At 45.4% G+C, this 16,149-nt stretch carries 14 protein-coding genes; 7 read left to right on the top strand and 7 right to left on the bottom strand.

The genetic code is table 11. The features are described from left to right. Entirely contained in the window at positions 1-663 is a 663-nt protein-coding gene (locus tag IE103_RS05430) for an RNA pyrophosphohydrolase (protein ID WP_189344931.1), read from the bottom strand. Positions 664-1,160: 497 nt separating this feature from the next. On the opposite strand from IE103_RS05430, the gene IE103_RS05425 reads away from it, so the two are divergent. The 3 genes from IE103_RS05425 (at position 1,161) to IE103_RS05415 (ending at position 4,099) form a co-directional block, all read left to right on the top strand. Continuing rightward, entirely contained in the window at positions 1,161-2,897 is a 1,737-nt protein-coding gene (locus tag IE103_RS05425) for a proline--tRNA ligase (protein ID WP_189344930.1), read from the top strand. A gap of 91 nt (positions 2,898-2,988) precedes the next feature. Continuing rightward, positions 2,989-3,549, top strand: coding sequence for a lytic transglycosylase domain-containing protein (locus IE103_RS05420; protein WP_229827085.1), 561 nt, complete (start codon positions 2,989-2,991; stop codon positions 3,547-3,549). Between the two features lie 67 nt (positions 3,550-3,616). After that, complete coding sequence (locus IE103_RS05415; protein WP_189344928.1) at positions 3,617-4,099, top strand: histidine phosphatase family protein; 483 nt, start codon at positions 3,617-3,619, stop codon at positions 4,097-4,099. Between the two features lie 22 nt (positions 4,100-4,121). Here IE103_RS05415 and IE103_RS18635 read toward each other — a convergent pair whose 3' ends face one another. Next, on the bottom strand, positions 4,122-4,409 hold the full coding sequence (locus IE103_RS18635) for a DUF1294 domain-containing protein (RefSeq protein WP_373295229.1): 288 nt from the start codon (positions 4,407-4,409) through the stop codon (positions 4,122-4,124). 333 nt (positions 4,410-4,742) lie between these two features. Here IE103_RS18635 and IE103_RS05405 point away from each other — a divergent pair, with 333 nt between their 5' ends. Both IE103_RS05405 and lnt read left to right on the top strand, forming a co-directional pair. Then, a complete protein-coding gene (locus IE103_RS05405; protein ID WP_189344926.1) occupies positions 4,743-5,624 on the top strand; it encodes an HlyC/CorC family transporter in 882 nt (293 codons plus the stop codon). An 81-nt stretch (positions 5,625-5,705) separates the two neighbouring features. Beyond that, entirely contained in the window at positions 5,706-7,202 is a 1,497-nt protein-coding gene (lnt, locus tag IE103_RS05400; RefSeq protein ID WP_229827084.1) for an apolipoprotein N-acyltransferase, read from the top strand. Positions 7,203-7,206: 4 nt separating this feature from the next. Here lnt and IE103_RS05395 read toward each other — a convergent pair whose 3' ends face one another. Beyond that, on the bottom strand, positions 7,207-7,605 hold the full coding sequence (locus IE103_RS05395) for a hypothetical protein (RefSeq protein WP_189344924.1): 399 nt from the start codon (positions 7,603-7,605) through the stop codon (positions 7,207-7,209). Between the two features lie 193 nt (positions 7,606-7,798). Here IE103_RS05395 and IE103_RS05390 point away from each other — a divergent pair, with 193 nt between their 5' ends. After that, on the top strand, positions 7,799-9,064 hold the full coding sequence (locus tag IE103_RS05390; RefSeq protein ID WP_189344923.1) for an MFS transporter: 1,266 nt from the start codon (positions 7,799-7,801) through the stop codon (positions 9,062-9,064). 209 nt (positions 9,065-9,273) lie between these two features. Here IE103_RS05390 and IE103_RS05385 read toward each other — a convergent pair whose 3' ends face one another. From IE103_RS05385 to IE103_RS05370, 4 genes are read right to left on the bottom strand one after another with little or no spacing between them, the layout of a single operon-like run. Next, positions 9,274-10,572 carry a TolC family protein gene (locus tag IE103_RS05385; RefSeq protein WP_189344922.1) on the bottom strand — a complete coding sequence of 433 codons (1,299 nt, stop codon included), beginning with the start codon at positions 10,570-10,572 and terminating at the stop codon, positions 9,274-9,276. Continuing rightward, positions 10,572-10,910 carry a DUF3240 family protein gene (locus IE103_RS05380; protein WP_229827083.1) on the bottom strand — a complete coding sequence of 113 codons (339 nt, stop codon included), beginning with the start codon at positions 10,908-10,910 and terminating at the stop codon, positions 10,572-10,574. The genes IE103_RS05385 and IE103_RS05380 overlap by 1 nt, the downstream gene beginning before the upstream one ends. Further along, complete coding sequence (locus tag IE103_RS05375) at positions 10,903-14,049, bottom strand: efflux RND transporter permease subunit (RefSeq protein ID WP_189344921.1); 3,147 nt, start codon at positions 14,047-14,049, stop codon at positions 10,903-10,905. The genes IE103_RS05380 and IE103_RS05375 overlap by 8 nt, the downstream gene beginning before the upstream one ends. Beyond that, positions 14,049-15,341, bottom strand: coding sequence for an efflux RND transporter periplasmic adaptor subunit (locus IE103_RS05370; RefSeq protein WP_189344920.1), 1,293 nt, complete (start codon positions 15,339-15,341; stop codon positions 14,049-14,051). The genes IE103_RS05375 and IE103_RS05370 overlap by 1 nt, the downstream gene beginning before the upstream one ends. A gap of 143 nt (positions 15,342-15,484) precedes the next feature. On the opposite strand from IE103_RS05370, the gene IE103_RS05365 reads away from it, so the two are divergent. Continuing rightward, the gene (locus IE103_RS05365; protein WP_189344919.1) at positions 15,485-16,144 is read left to right on the top strand and encodes a response regulator; all 660 of its coding nucleotides are present in this window, start codon (positions 15,485-15,487) and stop codon (positions 16,142-16,144) included. Positions 16,145-16,149: the final 5 nt, after the last annotated feature.

Below are 16,149 nucleotides of genomic sequence, written 5' to 3'. Positions count from 1 at the left end.
TCAGCTTTCGGTTTTTGGTGAGTCTATCGCAGTGTTAGGTGTTTTAGGTGTTTCTGTTCCACTCGTCAATTGCAGTTCGACTTGGATTTCCATACTCGTTTGAATAACTGTGCCCACATTCGCTTGGCTCGCATCTACTTTGTTTTCTTGATGTCGGCGTTTGTGATGATAGGGCTTGCGTTGTCCATCTTGACGATGAATGAAGCGAGATAGCTCTTGCAATGCCATTTGATACACACCACGCTTAAATTCAATCACCGTATCAAGCGGCACCCAATAATCATGCCAACGCCAAGCGTCAAATTCAGGATGCGTGCTTGCGCGCAAATTGACATCGCAATCACGTCCAACCATGCGCAATAAAAACCAAATTTGTTTTTGTCCGCGATAATGACCACGGATTTCACGTTTGATAAAGTGATCGGGCACTTCATAGCGCAGCCAGTCGCGGGTGCGTCCCAAGATCTTGACGTGCTCAGGAAGCAAGCCAGTTTCTTCTTCAAGCTCGCGGAACATAGCTTGTTCCGGCGATTCGCCGTATTTAATGCCGCCTTGTGGAAACTGCCAAGAATGCTCGCGCACCCGTTTACCCCACCAGACTTCATTATTGGCGTTCAGCATAATAATGCCTACGTTAGGCCTAAAGCCTTCACGATCCAACATGGTATAACCCCAATTATTTCTTGGGAAATAATTAATATCTGTTCAGGATGAGCGCGTTTTATCTGATTAATTCAATAGTAAAACTATGTCTGTAAAAAATCCGCTTCGGTCAATATCGGCGAAATTTTTTGTGTCCCTAAACAAATGATCAAGTATTCCCAAACGTGGTCAGGGCACATTCTTTATTTTGAGAGGCGAAGTTTTTTACGCTGAAAACTTGGAGATTTGCCGAAAATTCCGATCAAAACACCAGTTCAGACGAAAAAAATGCAATTAAGCCGTCGAAACCATCATCAAAAACACAAAGAGTGAGCGCATGAGCCAGCATATCCTTTAAAATTGAGCTGATTATAACCTAGGACTTCAACAAAAAAGTTCCTGCGTTGTTGTTTCAAAAAATCCAATGTCGGAAGTCTGCTCACGGTGCTACGATTTTGTTTAGTTTGATCCTAGTTTGATGCTATTCCTAAACCTCAATTATTGAAAAGAAACAATTCATGCGTGCCACACGGTTTTTTATTTCTACTTTAAAAGATGCTCCTGCTGATGCTGAAATCGTCAGCCACAAATTAATGATGCGCGCTGGGATGATTAAACGTCTCGGCTCCGGGATTTATAACTACATGCCCATGGGTTTGCGCGTGATTCGTAAAGTGGAAAAAATTGTGCGAGAAGAGATGGATCGTTCTGGTGCGATTGAAATGTTGATGCCTGTGGTACAACCAGCTGAGTTGTGGCAGGAGACCGGCCGTTGGGACAAGATGGGCCCTGAACTCATGCGTGTCAAAGATCGTCATGGGCGTGAATTTGCGATTCAGCCGACCTCAGAAGAAGTGATTACCGACGTCGTGCGCTCAGAGTTGAAGTCATATCGCCAGTTACCGATTAACTTCTACCACATACAAACTAAATTCCGAGATGAACGCCGCCCACGCTTCGGTTTGATGCGTGGTCGTGAGTTTACGATGAAAGACGCTTATTCTTTTGACCGAGATTTGGATGGTTTGAAAAAATCTTATCAAACCATGTATGACGCCTATATCCGCATCTTTAATCGCTTTGGTTTGCAGTTCCGTGCAGTCGCTGCTGACAACGGTGCGATTGGCGGAACTGGTTCGCATGAGTTTCACGTGATTGCCGAAACTGGTGAGGATGCTTTGGTGTATTGCCCAACGTCCGATTACGCGGCAAATATGGAAGCAGCGGAAGCCTTGTCTTTATATAGCGAGCGCCCAGTAGCAACACAAGCTTTAATAAAAACGGCAACCCCAGGCAAAGCTAAGTGTGAAGACGTTGCCGAATTATTGAATATTCCTTTGCAAAACACGGTCAAGTCGATTGTCTTGACTGTAGAAACCGAAGAGAAAGATAAAGTTACAAAACAAGTCTGGTTGTTATTGTTACGCGGTGATCATGAATTGAATGAAATCAAAGCCAGCAAAGTACCAGGTTTGGCGAACTATCGTTTTGCGACCGAAGAAGAAATCGTCGAACACTTCGGCACTAAGCCAGGTTATCTTGGCCCTGTAAATACCAAATTGCCAGTGAAAATAGTGGCGGATCGCACGGTGGCGATGATGGGCGATTTTGTCTGTGGCGCGAATGAGGAAGATTTCCACTTCACTGGCGCAAACTGGGGCCGTGATTTGCCTGAACCTATGGTCGCTGATTTACGCAATGTGGTTGCCGGTGATCCGTCACCAGATGGCAAAGGTGTGTTGGCGATTCAGCGTGGTATCGAAGTTGGTCACGTGTTCCAATTGGGTACTAGCTATTCCGAAGCGATGAAAGCGACTTTCCTCGATGAAAATGGCAAACCACAGACTTTGCAAATGGGTTGCTATGGTATTGGCATTACCCGTATCTTGGGTGCTGCAATCGAACAAAACTTTGACGACAAAGGCATCATCTGGCCAACAGCGATTGCGCCGTTCGAAGTTGTGATTTGCCCTATGGGTATGGAAAAGAGTCCAGCAGTTAAAGAGCAAGCAGAAAAACTCTACGCTGATTTATTAGCTGCTGGCGTTGATGTGTTGTTGGATGACCGTGATTTGCGTCCAGGTTCGATGTTTGCGGATTGGGAATTGATCGGCGTACCGCACCGTGTTGTTATTGGAGATCGTGGTTTGAAAGAAGGCAATTTAGAATACAAAGGTCGTCGTGATGCAGAGGCAAGCAATGTTGCAGTGACTGAGATGCTCAATTTCCTCACGACTAAACTGCAGACGAAGTAAGTTGCGCATGAATTTGTTGAAAGTAGTGAGAACGCGAGTTTGTTTATTCAAGAAACAAACTCGCGTTTGTTTTTTTGTTCTGCTGTTTGGCTTGAGCCAAGTTGCCATTGCAGGAAATCAGAAAGAGGAAGCGATTGCAGATTCTGTCAGATTGGCTTTGGCAAAACTGGTGGCAGATCCCAATCCGCCCAAACCGACATTCGAGCGAATTGAAGATCGCATTAAATACTTGCACTGGTTGGGTGAGATGTCGGATCGCTTAAAACGTCGTATGCCAGATAAGCAGACGCGTATCGAATTTTTAGAAACGGTGTGGTACGAATCAAAGCGAGCCGGTTTGGATACCGGCTTGGTGTTGGGTCTAATGCAAGTCGAGTCTGGATTTAAGAAATATGCGGTTTCGATTGTTGGTGCTCGTGGATATATGCAAGTGATGCCATTTTGGTCGCGCGTGATTGGTGATGGTGATCCTAAAAAACTGTTTCAAATGCAAACAAATTTGCGCTATGGTTGTTCTATTCTTCGAATGTATATCGACATGGAAGGTGGCAATTTGTTTTTGGCATTAGGGCGATATAACGGTAGTCGTGGGCGTGCAGAATATCCAAATGCGGTGTTGGCAAATTGGAAGAAGTGGGAGTTTAAGGAATAAGAGTCGTCATAGTATGGTCAAGTTGAAGCGTTTGAATGAGTGGAAATTTTAGATACAGGACATGAGCATGAAAAAAACATATTGGGCTATGTGGCTTGTTTTGAGTTTGTTGAGCACCCAAGCGTGGTCGTTTCAAACAATTTTTATGGTGCGACATGGCGAGAAAGTCGATGAGAGTCGCGATCCTGAATTGAGTGCGCAGGGCAAGCAAAGGGCATTGAATTTAGCCAATATCTTGCGTGATGCAGAAGTGAAGCGTATTTATGTGACCGAGTTTCAACGCACACAAATGACTGCTTCACCATTGGCACAAAGCGCACAACTCAGCCTCAGCCAATACGCCGCCAAGGAATCACGTGTTTTTGGAAAAAAATTAGCTTCGACAGAGGTAAATACCTTGGTAGTAGGGCATTCGAATACCTTGCTTGATATCCTACAAGGATTGGGAATACAAAACGCAAAGACGGTTGCCGACGATGAGTACGATCGTTTAATTGTCGTGCATTTGAATAAAAATGCGCTGCCAACTTACACCGTGTTGCGTTACTAGAAGTTCTTTTTAATGTTTTATATTAGCTGAGAGCGTAGTGAAGAAGGCTAGGCTCGTTGCTGATGGCGATGATCAATAAGCTATGGAGCGCGATGCTCAAGTAAATGATCAGTGTAAATAAGAATTTTTTGGTTTTGTGCCTGAGTAATTGTTGGGCAATTAAAGCTCCGGCTGCACCGCCAAGTAGGCAGCTTAGATGCAGGTTGAATTCGGCAATTCTGCGTTGTTGCGTTCGTGCTGCCCACTTATCCCAGGCAAAAAGCGCAAAACAAATCAAATTCGCGACTGAATAATATAAAACGGTGTTCATCATTTTCTTAGTCGATTTGCCTTCTCTATAAAAACGCGCTTAGGCATTATTGGGCTTTTCATTGTTTGAGACGAATCATCTATTTTAGGCGAAGTGCTGAGGCTAAGTAGTTGAATTTACTTTGATTTGTTCAGGCTTATTAGTCTTTGTGTTGCGCCTGATTTGCATTCTTAAGGCCACCTGCGTTCTATATTTACATGTGTCGAGTTAGGTAATTTTGTCTTCTTCGCACGCCAAGTTCAGTTAATTTAGCGCATAAACTTGTCGCAAAATTTGGGAAAACCGCGCAGATGTTGTATCCTGTAGGATTGAAACAACGGCGTTAAGCCCATTATGCAAGAGCACTCTAGTAAGGTCAGATCAGCTGACCTTAAACCACATAGGTCATTGTTTGAACGATTGACCGCCTTAATTTCTCCTGAACCCGAAAACCGTGAAGAGCTGTTAGAAGTTCTGCACGACGCGCAAGAACGTAATTTGATTGATGCCGATGCCTTGGCAATGATCGAAGGGGTTTTCCAAGTCTCTGATTTATCTGCCCGTGATGTCATGGTGCCGCGTTCGCAAATGGATGTGGTCGATATCTCTAAACCCATCGCTGAATGGATGCCAGAAGTGCTAGAAACCGCACACTCGCGTTTCCCTGCGGTGGATGGTGATCGCGATAAAGTTGTCGGCATTCTGTTAGCGAAAGATTTGTTGCGTTATTACGCTGAAGAGAGTTTTGACGTACACAAGATGTTGCGTCCGGTTGTGTATATTCCCGAATCCAAGCGCTTGAATATTTTATTGCGTGATTTCCGTGCTAACCGTAATCATATGGCGATGGTGGTCGATGAGTATGGAGCGGTCGCCGGTTTGATTACGATTGAAGATGTGCTGGAGCAAATTGTCGGCGATATCGAAGATGAGTACGATTTCGATGAGGAAGAAGACAATATCATCGTCTTGGAAAATCAAGGCAATGGTAAACGCTGGCGCGTAAAAGGCTTGACTGAAATTGAGCAATTCAATGAAGTGATCGGTACCGAATTTACCGATGCTGACGCGGATACGATTGGCGGCTTTATTACTAATCATTTACAACGTGTTCCGCACAAAGGGGACGAGTTTAATATCGGCCAATTACATTTTGAAGTCTTACGTGCAGATGCGCGTCAGGTGCAAATTATTTTGGTTGAAAAGCGCAGCGCTAACTATAGTTCGGAAGAATAGATCGGCATGTTCGCTGTTAATACTTGGTTGCAAAAACTTTCAGTGCCACGAGCTAGTCTCGTGGCATTGCTATTAGGAGGCATGAATGTTTTATCATTCGCGCCTTTTTTTGTTTGGCCTTTGCAGTTTGTTACGCTTGCACTGCTGTTCTCTATTGTGCTGCTTCATCCTGAGTGGAATAAGAAGCAGTTATTTGTCGTCAGCTTTAGCTACGCTTTTGGCATGATGTTTAGCGGTGTCAGTTGGCTCTTAATTGCGATGACGCGCTATGGCGGCATGCCTTGGATTTTGGCAATCATTGCGCTCGCCTTTTTGGCTAGTTATATGGCGCTTTTTCCGACGTTGACTTTGTTGTTTGCGCGTAGCTTACGGCGTCGTTGGTCTATCCCGAATTCGGTCTTACTATTATTGGTGATTCCTGCATTGTGGGCGCTATTTGAATACTTGCGTGGCTATTTGATGACAGGTTTTCCGTGGTTGTCTTTAGGCTATGCACAAGTTGCTAGTCCGTTGGCGGGTTTCGCGCCAGTGCTGGGTGTTTATGGTCTGAGTGGGATCGTTTGTTTGATCGCAGCTTGTGTCAGTTTGTTTGTGTTGAAAGCCTCAAGACGCAAACGTACTGCTGGTTTGGCTTTGTTGTTAGTCGTGTTTGGTCTTGGTTTTGGTTTGCAAAATATTGCATGGACTAGTCCGCATGGAAAACCTTTAAGCGTTCGTTTAGCGCAAGGCAATATTGATCAAGGCGTTAAATTTGATGCTGATTTCATCGATAGCACTTTGAGCTTATATCGCAGCATGATCACTGAGAAGCCCGCGGATTTAATCGCGGTACCAGAAACTGCTTTACCGATTTTGACTTCGCAGTTACCTCCAGATTATTTGCCGCAATTACAAACATATGCGAGTGAATCAGGCAGCAATTTGTTTGTCGGAGTCGCGACTGATGATGGGAATAATCGTTACTCCAATAGCGTATTGGGATATTCGGCGCATGATACTCAAGTGTATCGTTACGATAAACATCACTTAGTCCCATTTGGTGAGTTTGTACCTTATGGATTCCGTTGGTTTGTGAATATGATGCAAATTCCGCTTGGTGAGTTCGCGAGTCCAGGCGTGTTACAAGCCAATCAGCGAGTCAAAGATCAACGCGTGATGCCGAATATTTGTTATGAGGATTTGTTTGGCGATGAAATCGCTTTGCAATTGCGAGCGCAGGCACAGACAGCGCAAGGCGCGGCAACGATATTATTGAATGTGTCGAACTTGGCTTGGTATGGTGATTCGATTGCGATTCCGCAGCATTTACAGATTTCTCAAATGCGTAGTTTGGAAACGGGCAGGCCGATGCTACGTTCGACCAACACGGGCGCTACTGCGATCATTAATGAACGCGGCGAGATCATCGCACAATTGCCGACATTGACTCTGGGCAGCTTGGCGGGACAGGTGCAGGGCATGCAAGGACTCACGCCTTACATTCGCTTTGGTGATGCGACTATGGCTTTGCTTGCTGGCTTAGCATTGTTAGCAGCCTACTTTATCAGCGCACGCCGCCCTCGTCGTTTGCAGCAATAAGCGCTTAAGACTTTTTGCCTAATCCTTTTGTCGCGCTTGTTTGTATCGTCGCTTCAATATCCGCCAAACATTCTAAGCCGCGTGCAGTGATACGGTGCTTGCCGCTGCCTGCATCGATTTCGATGTGGGCTTTCTTTCCTAAAAAAGTCGCCACTGGTGCACTTAACTCAAAGTCTGGATTTTCTGCGATAGCGCGCAAGCCATTAATACATTGTTTGATAAACAAAATCTGGCGACCATTTTCGGTCAGTTCAAAACTACCATCGCGGCGATGTGCAATTAATTTGATACCGATTAAACGCTTTGAATTGCGTGAGATACAAGCACTAGGACGCGCACCTTTTGGTAATTTGGTGATTTCTTCTAGTGCATTGTATTCGTCGATACTGAGGTTTTGATTCATTGTGATTTTCTTATGATGAGATGTTTCGCAGGCGACAGTTTAACACTCTTAAGCCATGCTCCCAAAGCGAGTCTAGTTCTTTTGGCGTATCCCTAGCCTGATTAGCCTAGTCCTTTGCCTACTTCAGGCGAATTTATCAAAGTGTAAAACTCCCCTAAGCTGACAGTACTGAAAAAAGTTAAGGGAGTAAATAATGACTACGCAGGTAAATAGTTCAGGAAAAGCCAATTCGGTACTCGGTGCCAGTACCTTGGCTTTTACTATTTGTTTTACGATTTGGATGATGTTCGGCGTGATCGGCATTCCAATCAAAAAATCTTTGGGTTTAAATGAAACGCAGTTTGGACTGTTGACCGCGATGCCGGTCTTAACGGGTTCTTTGATTCGCGTTCCACTGGGAATTTGGACTGATCGTTTTGGTGGTCGTATCGTCTTATTTATGTTGATGATTAGTACCGTCATCCCTATTTATTTGATTAGTTACGCTACCGCCTATTGGCACTTCTTGGTGCTCGGTTTGTTTGTTGGTTTGGCTGGTGGCTCGTTCTCGGTGGGTACGCCGTATGTTGCGCGTTGGTTCAAAAAAGATCGTCAAGGTTTGGCGATGGGGATTTTTGGCGCGGGCAATTCTGGTGCAGCGGTGAATAAATTTATTGCACCCGCGATCATTGCTTCGGCTGGCTGGGTGATGGTGCCGAAAGTGTATGCGGTATTGATGTTGGCAGCAGCTTTAATTTTTTGGGTATTCTCTGCGACCGACCCCAGTCATAATGTGAAGTCGAGTGTGAGTTTTACAGCGCAATTGAAGATGCTGAAAGACCCCAAAGTGTGGCGCTATTGCCAGTACTATTCTGTGGTATTTGGTGGCTATGTAGGCTTGAGTTTGTGGATGGTGAAATACTATGTCACTGAGTATGATTTCGATATGAAAGACGCTGCATTGTTGGCTGCGTGCTTCTCTTTACCAGGTGGCGTATTGCGTGCTTTTGGTGGATGGTTATCCGATAAATATGGTGCGTACAAAGTGACTTGGTGGGTGATGTGGGTATGTTGGGTATCGTTTTTCTTGTTATCTTATCCGCAGACTGAATTTACAATCAAAACAGTGACTGGCCCACAAGTATTTAATATCGCCTTAACGCCAGTGATTTTTACGAGCTTATTATTTGTAGTTGGGATCGCTATGGCGGTTGGCAAAGCATCGGTGTTTAAATTTATCTCTGATGAATACACGCATAATATTGGCGCAGTGTCTGGTGTGGTTGGCCTCGCTGGTGGTCTTGGTGGTTTCGTGTTGCCGATCATGTTTGGCGCAATGGTTGATTTGACCGGTGTACGTAGTTCTTGTTTCATGCTTTTGTATGGCACAGTTTGCGTATCTTTGGTGTGGATGCACTTCCAATTCCGTAAAGAGATTATGCAATCTGCACAAACAGCTTTAAATACAGCAAATGCTTGATACGCTTGATGGCTTTGTTGCAAAGTGATCGCTTGTTGTTGGATGTTTGATGATCCCTTTGCATCGTAGTTCTACAAAATAAAACGCTCCAAGAATGTAGTCTCATTCTTGGAGCGTTTTGATTTATTTACTTAGTCAATAAAAACTAAATCGAATCATTTCACCTGAAAATGCATTGAGTCTGACAATGCATTGAATCTAAAAATGATTTAATCCAAAGCCCAAATCAGATGCGCGTCGAGATGTAGTCTCGCATAGGCTGAGAGTGCGTCGATTTGTGCTGTGTCGGCTGCGATTGCCGAATCCAGTGCCATCTTTCTCGTATTCAGTGCTTCTGTAATGCCGACTTCACCCAATCGGTAGGCGGTTTGCATTAGATTCGCTTGTTGCATACTTTGTTGACGCAAGCTGTCCAAGGTCTTCCACGTGGTAAAGGTGCGTTGGCTGTCTGTAATCGCTTGTCTTGCCATGAGTTTTACCTTGGTTTGTACTTGCTGTAATTTCTCATTGGCGATCTGCGCCTTTGTCAGTGCTGCACTTCTTTCACTGCTGCGTGCTGCGCCGGGGAAGGGCATAGAAATACTAAAACCGACCACGCGCTCTTGACCATCACGTTCGCGACTGGAGCGTATTCCCAAAGTCGGATCTGGCATTTTATCTTGATCGACTCTGGCGGCTTGCAGTCCCATATAGTCGGCTTCTGCTTGTGCTAATTCGAGTTCGTGATTGTCCTCTAATATTTTATCGAGCCAATGCTCGCTCGCCTTCGGGTCTTGTGAGTCTACGCTCAGCGGTTGTGGCAAACTGCCAGCGCTTGGTAGTGGTAGGCCTGGATAGTTTGCTTGTAACGCTTGCGTTGCTAACTCAAATCTTTGCTCTGTTTGTTGTAACAATGCACGTACCCGCTGTAATTCGGTTTCGGCGAAGAGTTGTTCGAAGTGGGCGGCATCGCCGGCCTTGACGCGTTTTGCTGCGATCGCGCTCAATTGCTCCGTGATCTCGAGTTGCTGACGTAATTGTTTTAGAGTGAAGTCTTCACGTAATACTTCAAACCAATCCTTCAGCAATGCACGGCTGGTTTCATGCCATTGATCCGCGTAACTGGCTTTTGCTAGTTCAATACCTTTGTCACCAATGGCACGATCTTTATCTGCTTTACCAAACCAACGCACAGGTCGTTCGAGTGCAAATTCTTGTTCACGATACCGCCCACCGTTTAAATCGGTTCGGCGACTTAGGCCTGCTCGGGCGGTCCATTCATAATGACCAGCTTCAAGGCGTGATTTTTGATTGCCCGCTAGATTGATTCCCATATTGCCAGCGCGAAGTTGCGGAATATTGGAGAAACTTTTTCTAACCAAGGTTTCTGGCGGCAGAATCGATAAAGGATCATTATTGGCAAACACAGGTTGGGCAACAAGTCCTGCGGCGACTAAGTAGGCGCTAAGCAGCGTGCGCTTTATGTGCCTAGTGTAATAAGTACGCTTGGTATGCTTAAGATTGAACATCAAAATCTCCCGAAACGGTGAACTGGTGTGACCCAATACGCCACATCTGGGTTCTTAATTTTCTGCCCAAGTGCCGCCACCAATTCGAATAATTGCGCTTGTTCACCAACCACCATAATCAGTTTGCGTTTGCTGCGGCCTTGTACTTTTTCAATGGCGGTCTGTAATGCCGCGCCTTGTCCCATGCCTTGTGCATCGACGATAGAAAAGCCGCTAGCCCATTGCGGATTAAGCAGAAGGAAATCGCAGATTTCTTCGGTTAGCGCTAGCGGAATCGCCAGTGTCAACATACTGTCAAATTTGTTGTTCATCGCGTGCTGTGAAGTCGTGTTAGTCATGCTGGTTACCTGAATTTGAGACAGTGTCGGTATTCGAGTTTGCGTTAGTATTTGTCGCTAATTGTGTCGAGGTGGTTTCCGTTTTGGCGACTCCAAATCGTTGAAATAAAATCGGTAACAAAATCAAAGTCAAACTCGTTGCCGATAATAAACCACCAATGACCACAATCGCTAGCGGTCGTTGAATTTCTGAACCAGGACCAGTTGCAAACAGCAAAGGAATTAAACCAAACGCGGTAATGCTTGCTGTCATCATCACTGGACGGAAGCGGCGCAAGGCTCCCTCTGAGACCACTTCACCAATCGCCACGCCACGCGCAACCAGTTGATTAAAATAGGTGATCATTACCAGACCATTCAGAACCGCAATCCCCATCAAGGCGATAAAGCCAACCGATGCCGGCACGGATAAATATTCTCCAGTGATCGCTAAAGCAATCACACCGCCCAACATCGCAAACGGAATGTTCACAAACACTAATACTGATTGGCGAACCGTACCAAGCGTGGCGAATAGCAAGAAGAAAATCAAAGATAATGCGATTGGCACAACGATGCCTAGACGTGCCGCGGCGCGTTGCTGATTTTCAAATTGGCCACCCCAAGATAAGCGATATCCTTCTGGCAGCTTGATTTGTGCTGCTACTTTAGCTTTTGCTTCATCAACGAAACCGACCAGATCGCGACCACGCACATTGGCACGTACTACCACCATGCGCGATGAATTTTCGCGTTCGATTTTGACTGGGCCATCCACCATCTTTAATTCAGCGATTTGGCTCAAAGCGATTGAGCTACCATCCGCGATCGGTAAGCGGATTTGTTGAAATAGATCAGCTGACATCTGCAAATAAGCGCTACCGCGTAGCAATAAAGGAATGCGACGACCATCCTCAATCACGATGCCAGATTGACGTCCTTCTACCATGGTGCGTAGATCCTGTTGGATTTGGTCAACGCTTAAACCAAGTCGGCCAGCGGCTTCTTGATTGATGTCGACTTGCAGATATTGCACACCACTATTTTTGATCGTCAACACATCCTCACTACCTTGAATCCCTTCGACAGTTTTGACTATGCTTTCTGCAAGTTGCGCCAATGTTTGATTATTGCTGCCATAGATTTTGATCGCTAGATCACCACGTACACCCGATAACATTTCCGAGGTACGCATTTCGATAGGCTGCGTGAAGCTGAAATTGACACCGGGGAATTCGGCGGTGACTGTGCGTAACTGATCGATTAAGGCTTCTTTACTCTTGCTCTTCCATTGGTCATGTGGTTTGAGCACCAAGAAGGTATCGGTTTCATTTAAGCCCATAGGGTCAAGGCCGAGTTCGTCCGAGCCAACGCGTGCAATCACATTCAGCACATCGGGTACGGTTTCCAAGATACGTTTTTGAATTGCCATATCTAACTTGGTCGATTCATCCAAATTCACGGAAGGCAGCTTTTCGATCTGCATAATGATGTCGCCTTCATCCAAGCTAGGCATGAAGGATTTACCGATGAAAGGAAATAGCGCTGCGGTGACGATCAACACCAGCACCGATACCAGCATCACTTTCTTGGCATTATTGAGTGCTTGCGTCAATAATTTTTTATACGCAGTTTCTAATTTGCGCACTAACCACGGCGTTTCATGATGTGCTTGTCCCATCATAAAAGAAGCTAAAACCGGAATCACTGTTAGCGACAAAATTAAAGACGCTGCGATTGCAAAGGTAATCGTCATAGCGACAGGCGCAAATAATTTGCCTTCTAAACCTTGCAGTGATAACAGTGGCAAGAACACGATCATGATGACAACCATCCCTGCGGTCACTGGCACTGCGACTTCGCGTACAGCACGATAAATAATATGTAGTTTGGAAAAGTTAGGACGTTCCTTGTCTGCGCTATGGGCTTCGATATTTTCAACCACTACTACCGCCGCATCGACCAACATACCAATCGCAATCGCGAGTCCGCCCAAGGACATTAGGTTGGCACTCAAGCCAAATTGGCGCATCAATAAGAATGTACCAAGCGCCGCCAGCGGTAAGATACAAGCGACCACTAGAGCGGAACGAACATTACCTAAGAATAAATACAGCAGAATGACGACCAGAATCGTCGCTTCAGCAAGCGCCTTAGTAACGGTATTCACAGCGCGTTCAACCAAGTTGCCACGATCGTAGAAGGGTTTGATCGTAATCCCTTGTGGCAGAGTTTTTTCAATCAACTTGAGACGTTGGTTAACTTGTTCAACCACCTTTTGCGCATTTGCTCCACGCATTCCTAAGATCAGGCCTTGAACCGCTTCGTTTTTGCCATCTTTGGTCACACTACCATAGCGCGTCAATTGACCTATCTTTACCGTGGCGACGTCACCGATTTTTATCGCGACCCCATCTTGTTGATCGATCGAAATCGCGCGCACATCTTCTATGCTGCGGATACTGCCATCGCTGCGCACCAATAGTGATTCTTCACCGCTATTCAAACGGCCTGCACCATCATTGCGATTATTGCTTTCGAGTGCATCTTGTAATTGTTGTAGAGATACTTTGCGCGCGGCCAAAGCAACCGGATCAGGAATGACCTCGAAACTCTTGACTAAGCCGCCGAGCGTATTTACGTCGGCAACACCGGGGATGTTACGTAGTTGAGGGCGTATCGTCCATTCAAGCAAAGTACGCTTTTCCATTAAAGATAAAGGGCCTTCAATGGTGAACATAAAAATTTCACCGAGCGGTGTGGTGATCGGTGCGAGACCGCCACTCACCGAAGCGGGTAAATCTTTTAAAACCCCGTTTAAGCGTTCATTGACTTGTTGGCGCGCCCAATAGACATCGGTTCCATCTTCAAAATCTAAAGTGATATCCGCTAGCGCATACTTTGATTGCGAGCGCAAAATAACTTGATGTGGAATGCCGAGTAATTCTTGCTCAATTGGCGCGACGATGCGGGTCTCAACTTCTTCCGGCGTCATACCGGGCGCCTTCATGATGAGTTTTACTTGCGTGCTGGAGACGTCAGGAAACGCATCAATCGGTAGGTTATGAAATGCTTGAAAACCAGCAGCAATCAATACGATGGTAATGACCAATACCAGTAATCGTTGCGCTAGTGAAAAGGCGATTAGGCGAGCTAACATTATTTCTTCTCACTGGTTGTCGTTAGTTTTTGATTTGTTTCTTTGTTTGCGTCTTTAGCGGGTGCCTTGGCAGCAGCGGCATTAGCAGCTGCATTAGTAGCGGCTGGTGGTGGAGCATCCTCGCCTTCTGTGCCCAATCCCATCCATGCGCCTTTTAAAACTACCAAGCCTTGGGTGGCGATTTGTGGATTACTCGCAAAATTGCCAGTCACCCAAATTTTATCGGGCGAACCTGTCACGACATTGACTTCAATCGCTTCAAAGCCATGATTATTTTTTACAAATACGTATTGGTGTTTGCCATTACGCACTAAAGCATTCGCAGGCACACCATAGCTATTTTTGACGACTTGATGACCGATATGACTGACTTCGACAAATTGGTTTAAACGTAAGCATGACGCTTGCTTAGCTTGGATAATTTCTTGTGCGCGAACTGTGATGCTTTGATTGCCTGCTTCAATTTGTGGCGAGATCGCCATGACTTTGGCATTGCCACAGTCTTTTATTTGCAAGAGATCACCAATGCGTATTTGTGCAGCTTGTGTTTTCGATGCTTGAAGTTCTATCCAGAACGGCGCATCGCCACTGAGCTTGGCGATCGGCATTCCCGCTTCGACTCTTTGTCCAAGTTGGGCTTGCAGATCTAATACTGTCCCTTTTGATTTGGCATAAATAGCCGTGTTAGCGACTAAGCTTCTGGTTTTAAGTAATTGCTTCAAGGCGTTATCGCTTAATCCAGCCGCTTTTAAGCTTTGTCGACGTTCACTCGCCGCAACTTCGGATTGTATGGCTAGTGCTCGGCTTTCTTGCACGCGGCTTTGCGACACGATTCCTTCTTTGAACAAGTTTTCGTCACGATTTACTTTGTCTTGTGCAAGTTGCGCTTGCGTCGCGAACTGCAAGTATTCTCTTTGCATTTCCATTAATTGTTGACTAAAGATAGTCGCGATCGGAGTACCTGCTTTCACTTCTTGTAAGGGATTGACGTGTATGCTTTGAATCACACCACTGACGACGGCGCTGAGTAATTGCGTTGCCGAGGTGGCTGCGACTACGGTGCCAGACAAGCGTAAGCCTTTATCCGATAGATTGGCATTGGCCGACAATGCACCATCGCTAGCAACCGTGGCAGCTTCAATTTTGATGCCAGAACGCGCAATTTGTTGTTGGCTGATATGAATTTGGGAATTTGTTTGTGCATTGCTCGTCGACACAATACTACTCAGGCCAATTACGCTGAGCAGGATAAGCTTGCTAAATTGTTTTTCTTGATGGATGAAAGTAAGCATAATAGTCTCGAGTGGTCTCAAAGAGTGTCAATAAGGGGAAAGTGAAGCCATTGTAGTTAGCGGTTCTTAAGAACTCCTTAACAAGTTAGGCTTATATTTGCGAATAATCAATCGGCACAGTAAAAACAAAACTGAGGAGGTATATGCGTATTTTGTTGGTAGAAGATGATCCGCAATTAGGACGCGCTACGCAGTTAGGTTTGGATCAGTTGGGCTATGCAGTGGATTGGGTACAGTCGGCAGAAGATGCAGAAATATCTATCAAACTCCATCAGTATCAATGTTTGTTACTGGATCTAGGTTTGCCGCGCCAAGATGGCATGTCTTTATTGAAAAAATTGCGAGCAGCGGGTTTTGAGCAATCGATTTTAATATTGACGGCGAGAGATCAGATTCCTGATCGTATTATGGGTTTGGATAGCGGCGCTGATGATTTCATCGTCAAGCCGTATGACTTAGATGAACTAGCTGCCCGCATCCGTTCGGTTCGTCGGCGCTTGGTTGGGCGTAGTCGAGAGATCTTAACCCATCGTGGTGTCGAAATTGATACCGCCGCAAGACAAGTTAAATTGCATGGTGAGTCGATTAATTTGACGACGCGGGAATTTAATATCTTACAAATTCTGTTTGAACATTTAGGACAAATCATCACCAAAGATCAGCTGGAACAAGCACTTTATAGCTGGGGTGATGAAATCGAAAGTAATACGATACAAGTACATATTCATCATTTACGTAAGAAACTTGGTAAGGAATTGATACGCACTTTGCATGCGGTTGGTTACGTGATCGATAAAGAATAATGTTG

Source organism: Affinundibacterium macrobrachii (assembly GCF_014652415.1).
In the GTDB taxonomy this organism is placed as follows: Bacteria; Pseudomonadota; Gammaproteobacteria; order Burkholderiales; family Burkholderiaceae_D; genus Undibacterium; species Undibacterium macrobrachii.
Note: the sequence above shows the minus strand (reverse complement) of the source record. Positions and strands in the feature narration are given on the sequence as shown.

Bases quoted from the DNA above. Each gene is read 5' to 3' on its own strand.
- IE103_RS18635 (WP_373295229.1), bottom strand. From the start codon at position 4,409: ATGAACACCGTTTTATATTATTCAGTCGCGAATTTGATTTGTTTTGCG.
- IE103_RS05365 (WP_189344919.1), top strand. From the start codon at position 15,485: ATGCGTATTTTGTTGGTAGAAGATGATCCGCAATTAGGACGCGCTACG.
- IE103_RS05380 (WP_229827083.1), bottom strand. From the start codon at position 10,910: ATGACTAACACGACTTCACAGCACGCGATGAACAACAAATTTGACAGT.
- IE103_RS05395 (WP_189344924.1), bottom strand. From the start codon at position 7,605: ATGAATCAAAACCTCAGTATCGACGAATACAATGCACTAGAAGAAATC.
- IE103_RS05405 (WP_189344926.1), top strand. From the start codon at position 4,743: ATGCAAGAGCACTCTAGTAAGGTCAGATCAGCTGACCTTAAACCACAT.
- IE103_RS05425 (WP_189344930.1), top strand. From the start codon at position 1,161: ATGCGTGCCACACGGTTTTTTATTTCTACTTTAAAAGATGCTCCTGCT.
- IE103_RS05430 (WP_189344931.1), bottom strand. From the start codon at position 663: ATGTTGGATCGTGAAGGCTTTAGGCCTAACGTAGGCATTATTATGCTG.
- IE103_RS05415 (WP_189344928.1), top strand. From the start codon at position 3,617: ATGAAAAAAACATATTGGGCTATGTGGCTTGTTTTGAGTTTGTTGAGC.
- IE103_RS05385 (WP_189344922.1), bottom strand. From the start codon at position 10,572: ATGTTCAATCTTAAGCATACCAAGCGTACTTATTACACTAGGCACATA.
- IE103_RS05370 (WP_189344920.1), bottom strand. From the start codon at position 15,341: ATGCTTACTTTCATCCATCAAGAAAAACAATTTAGCAAGCTTATCCTG.
- lnt (WP_229827084.1), top strand. From the start codon at position 5,706: ATGAATGTTTTATCATTCGCGCCTTTTTTTGTTTGGCCTTTGCAGTTT.
- IE103_RS05390 (WP_189344923.1), top strand. From the start codon at position 7,799: ATGACTACGCAGGTAAATAGTTCAGGAAAAGCCAATTCGGTACTCGGT.
- IE103_RS05375 (WP_189344921.1), bottom strand. From the start codon at position 14,049: ATGTTAGCTCGCCTAATCGCCTTTTCACTAGCGCAACGATTACTGGTA.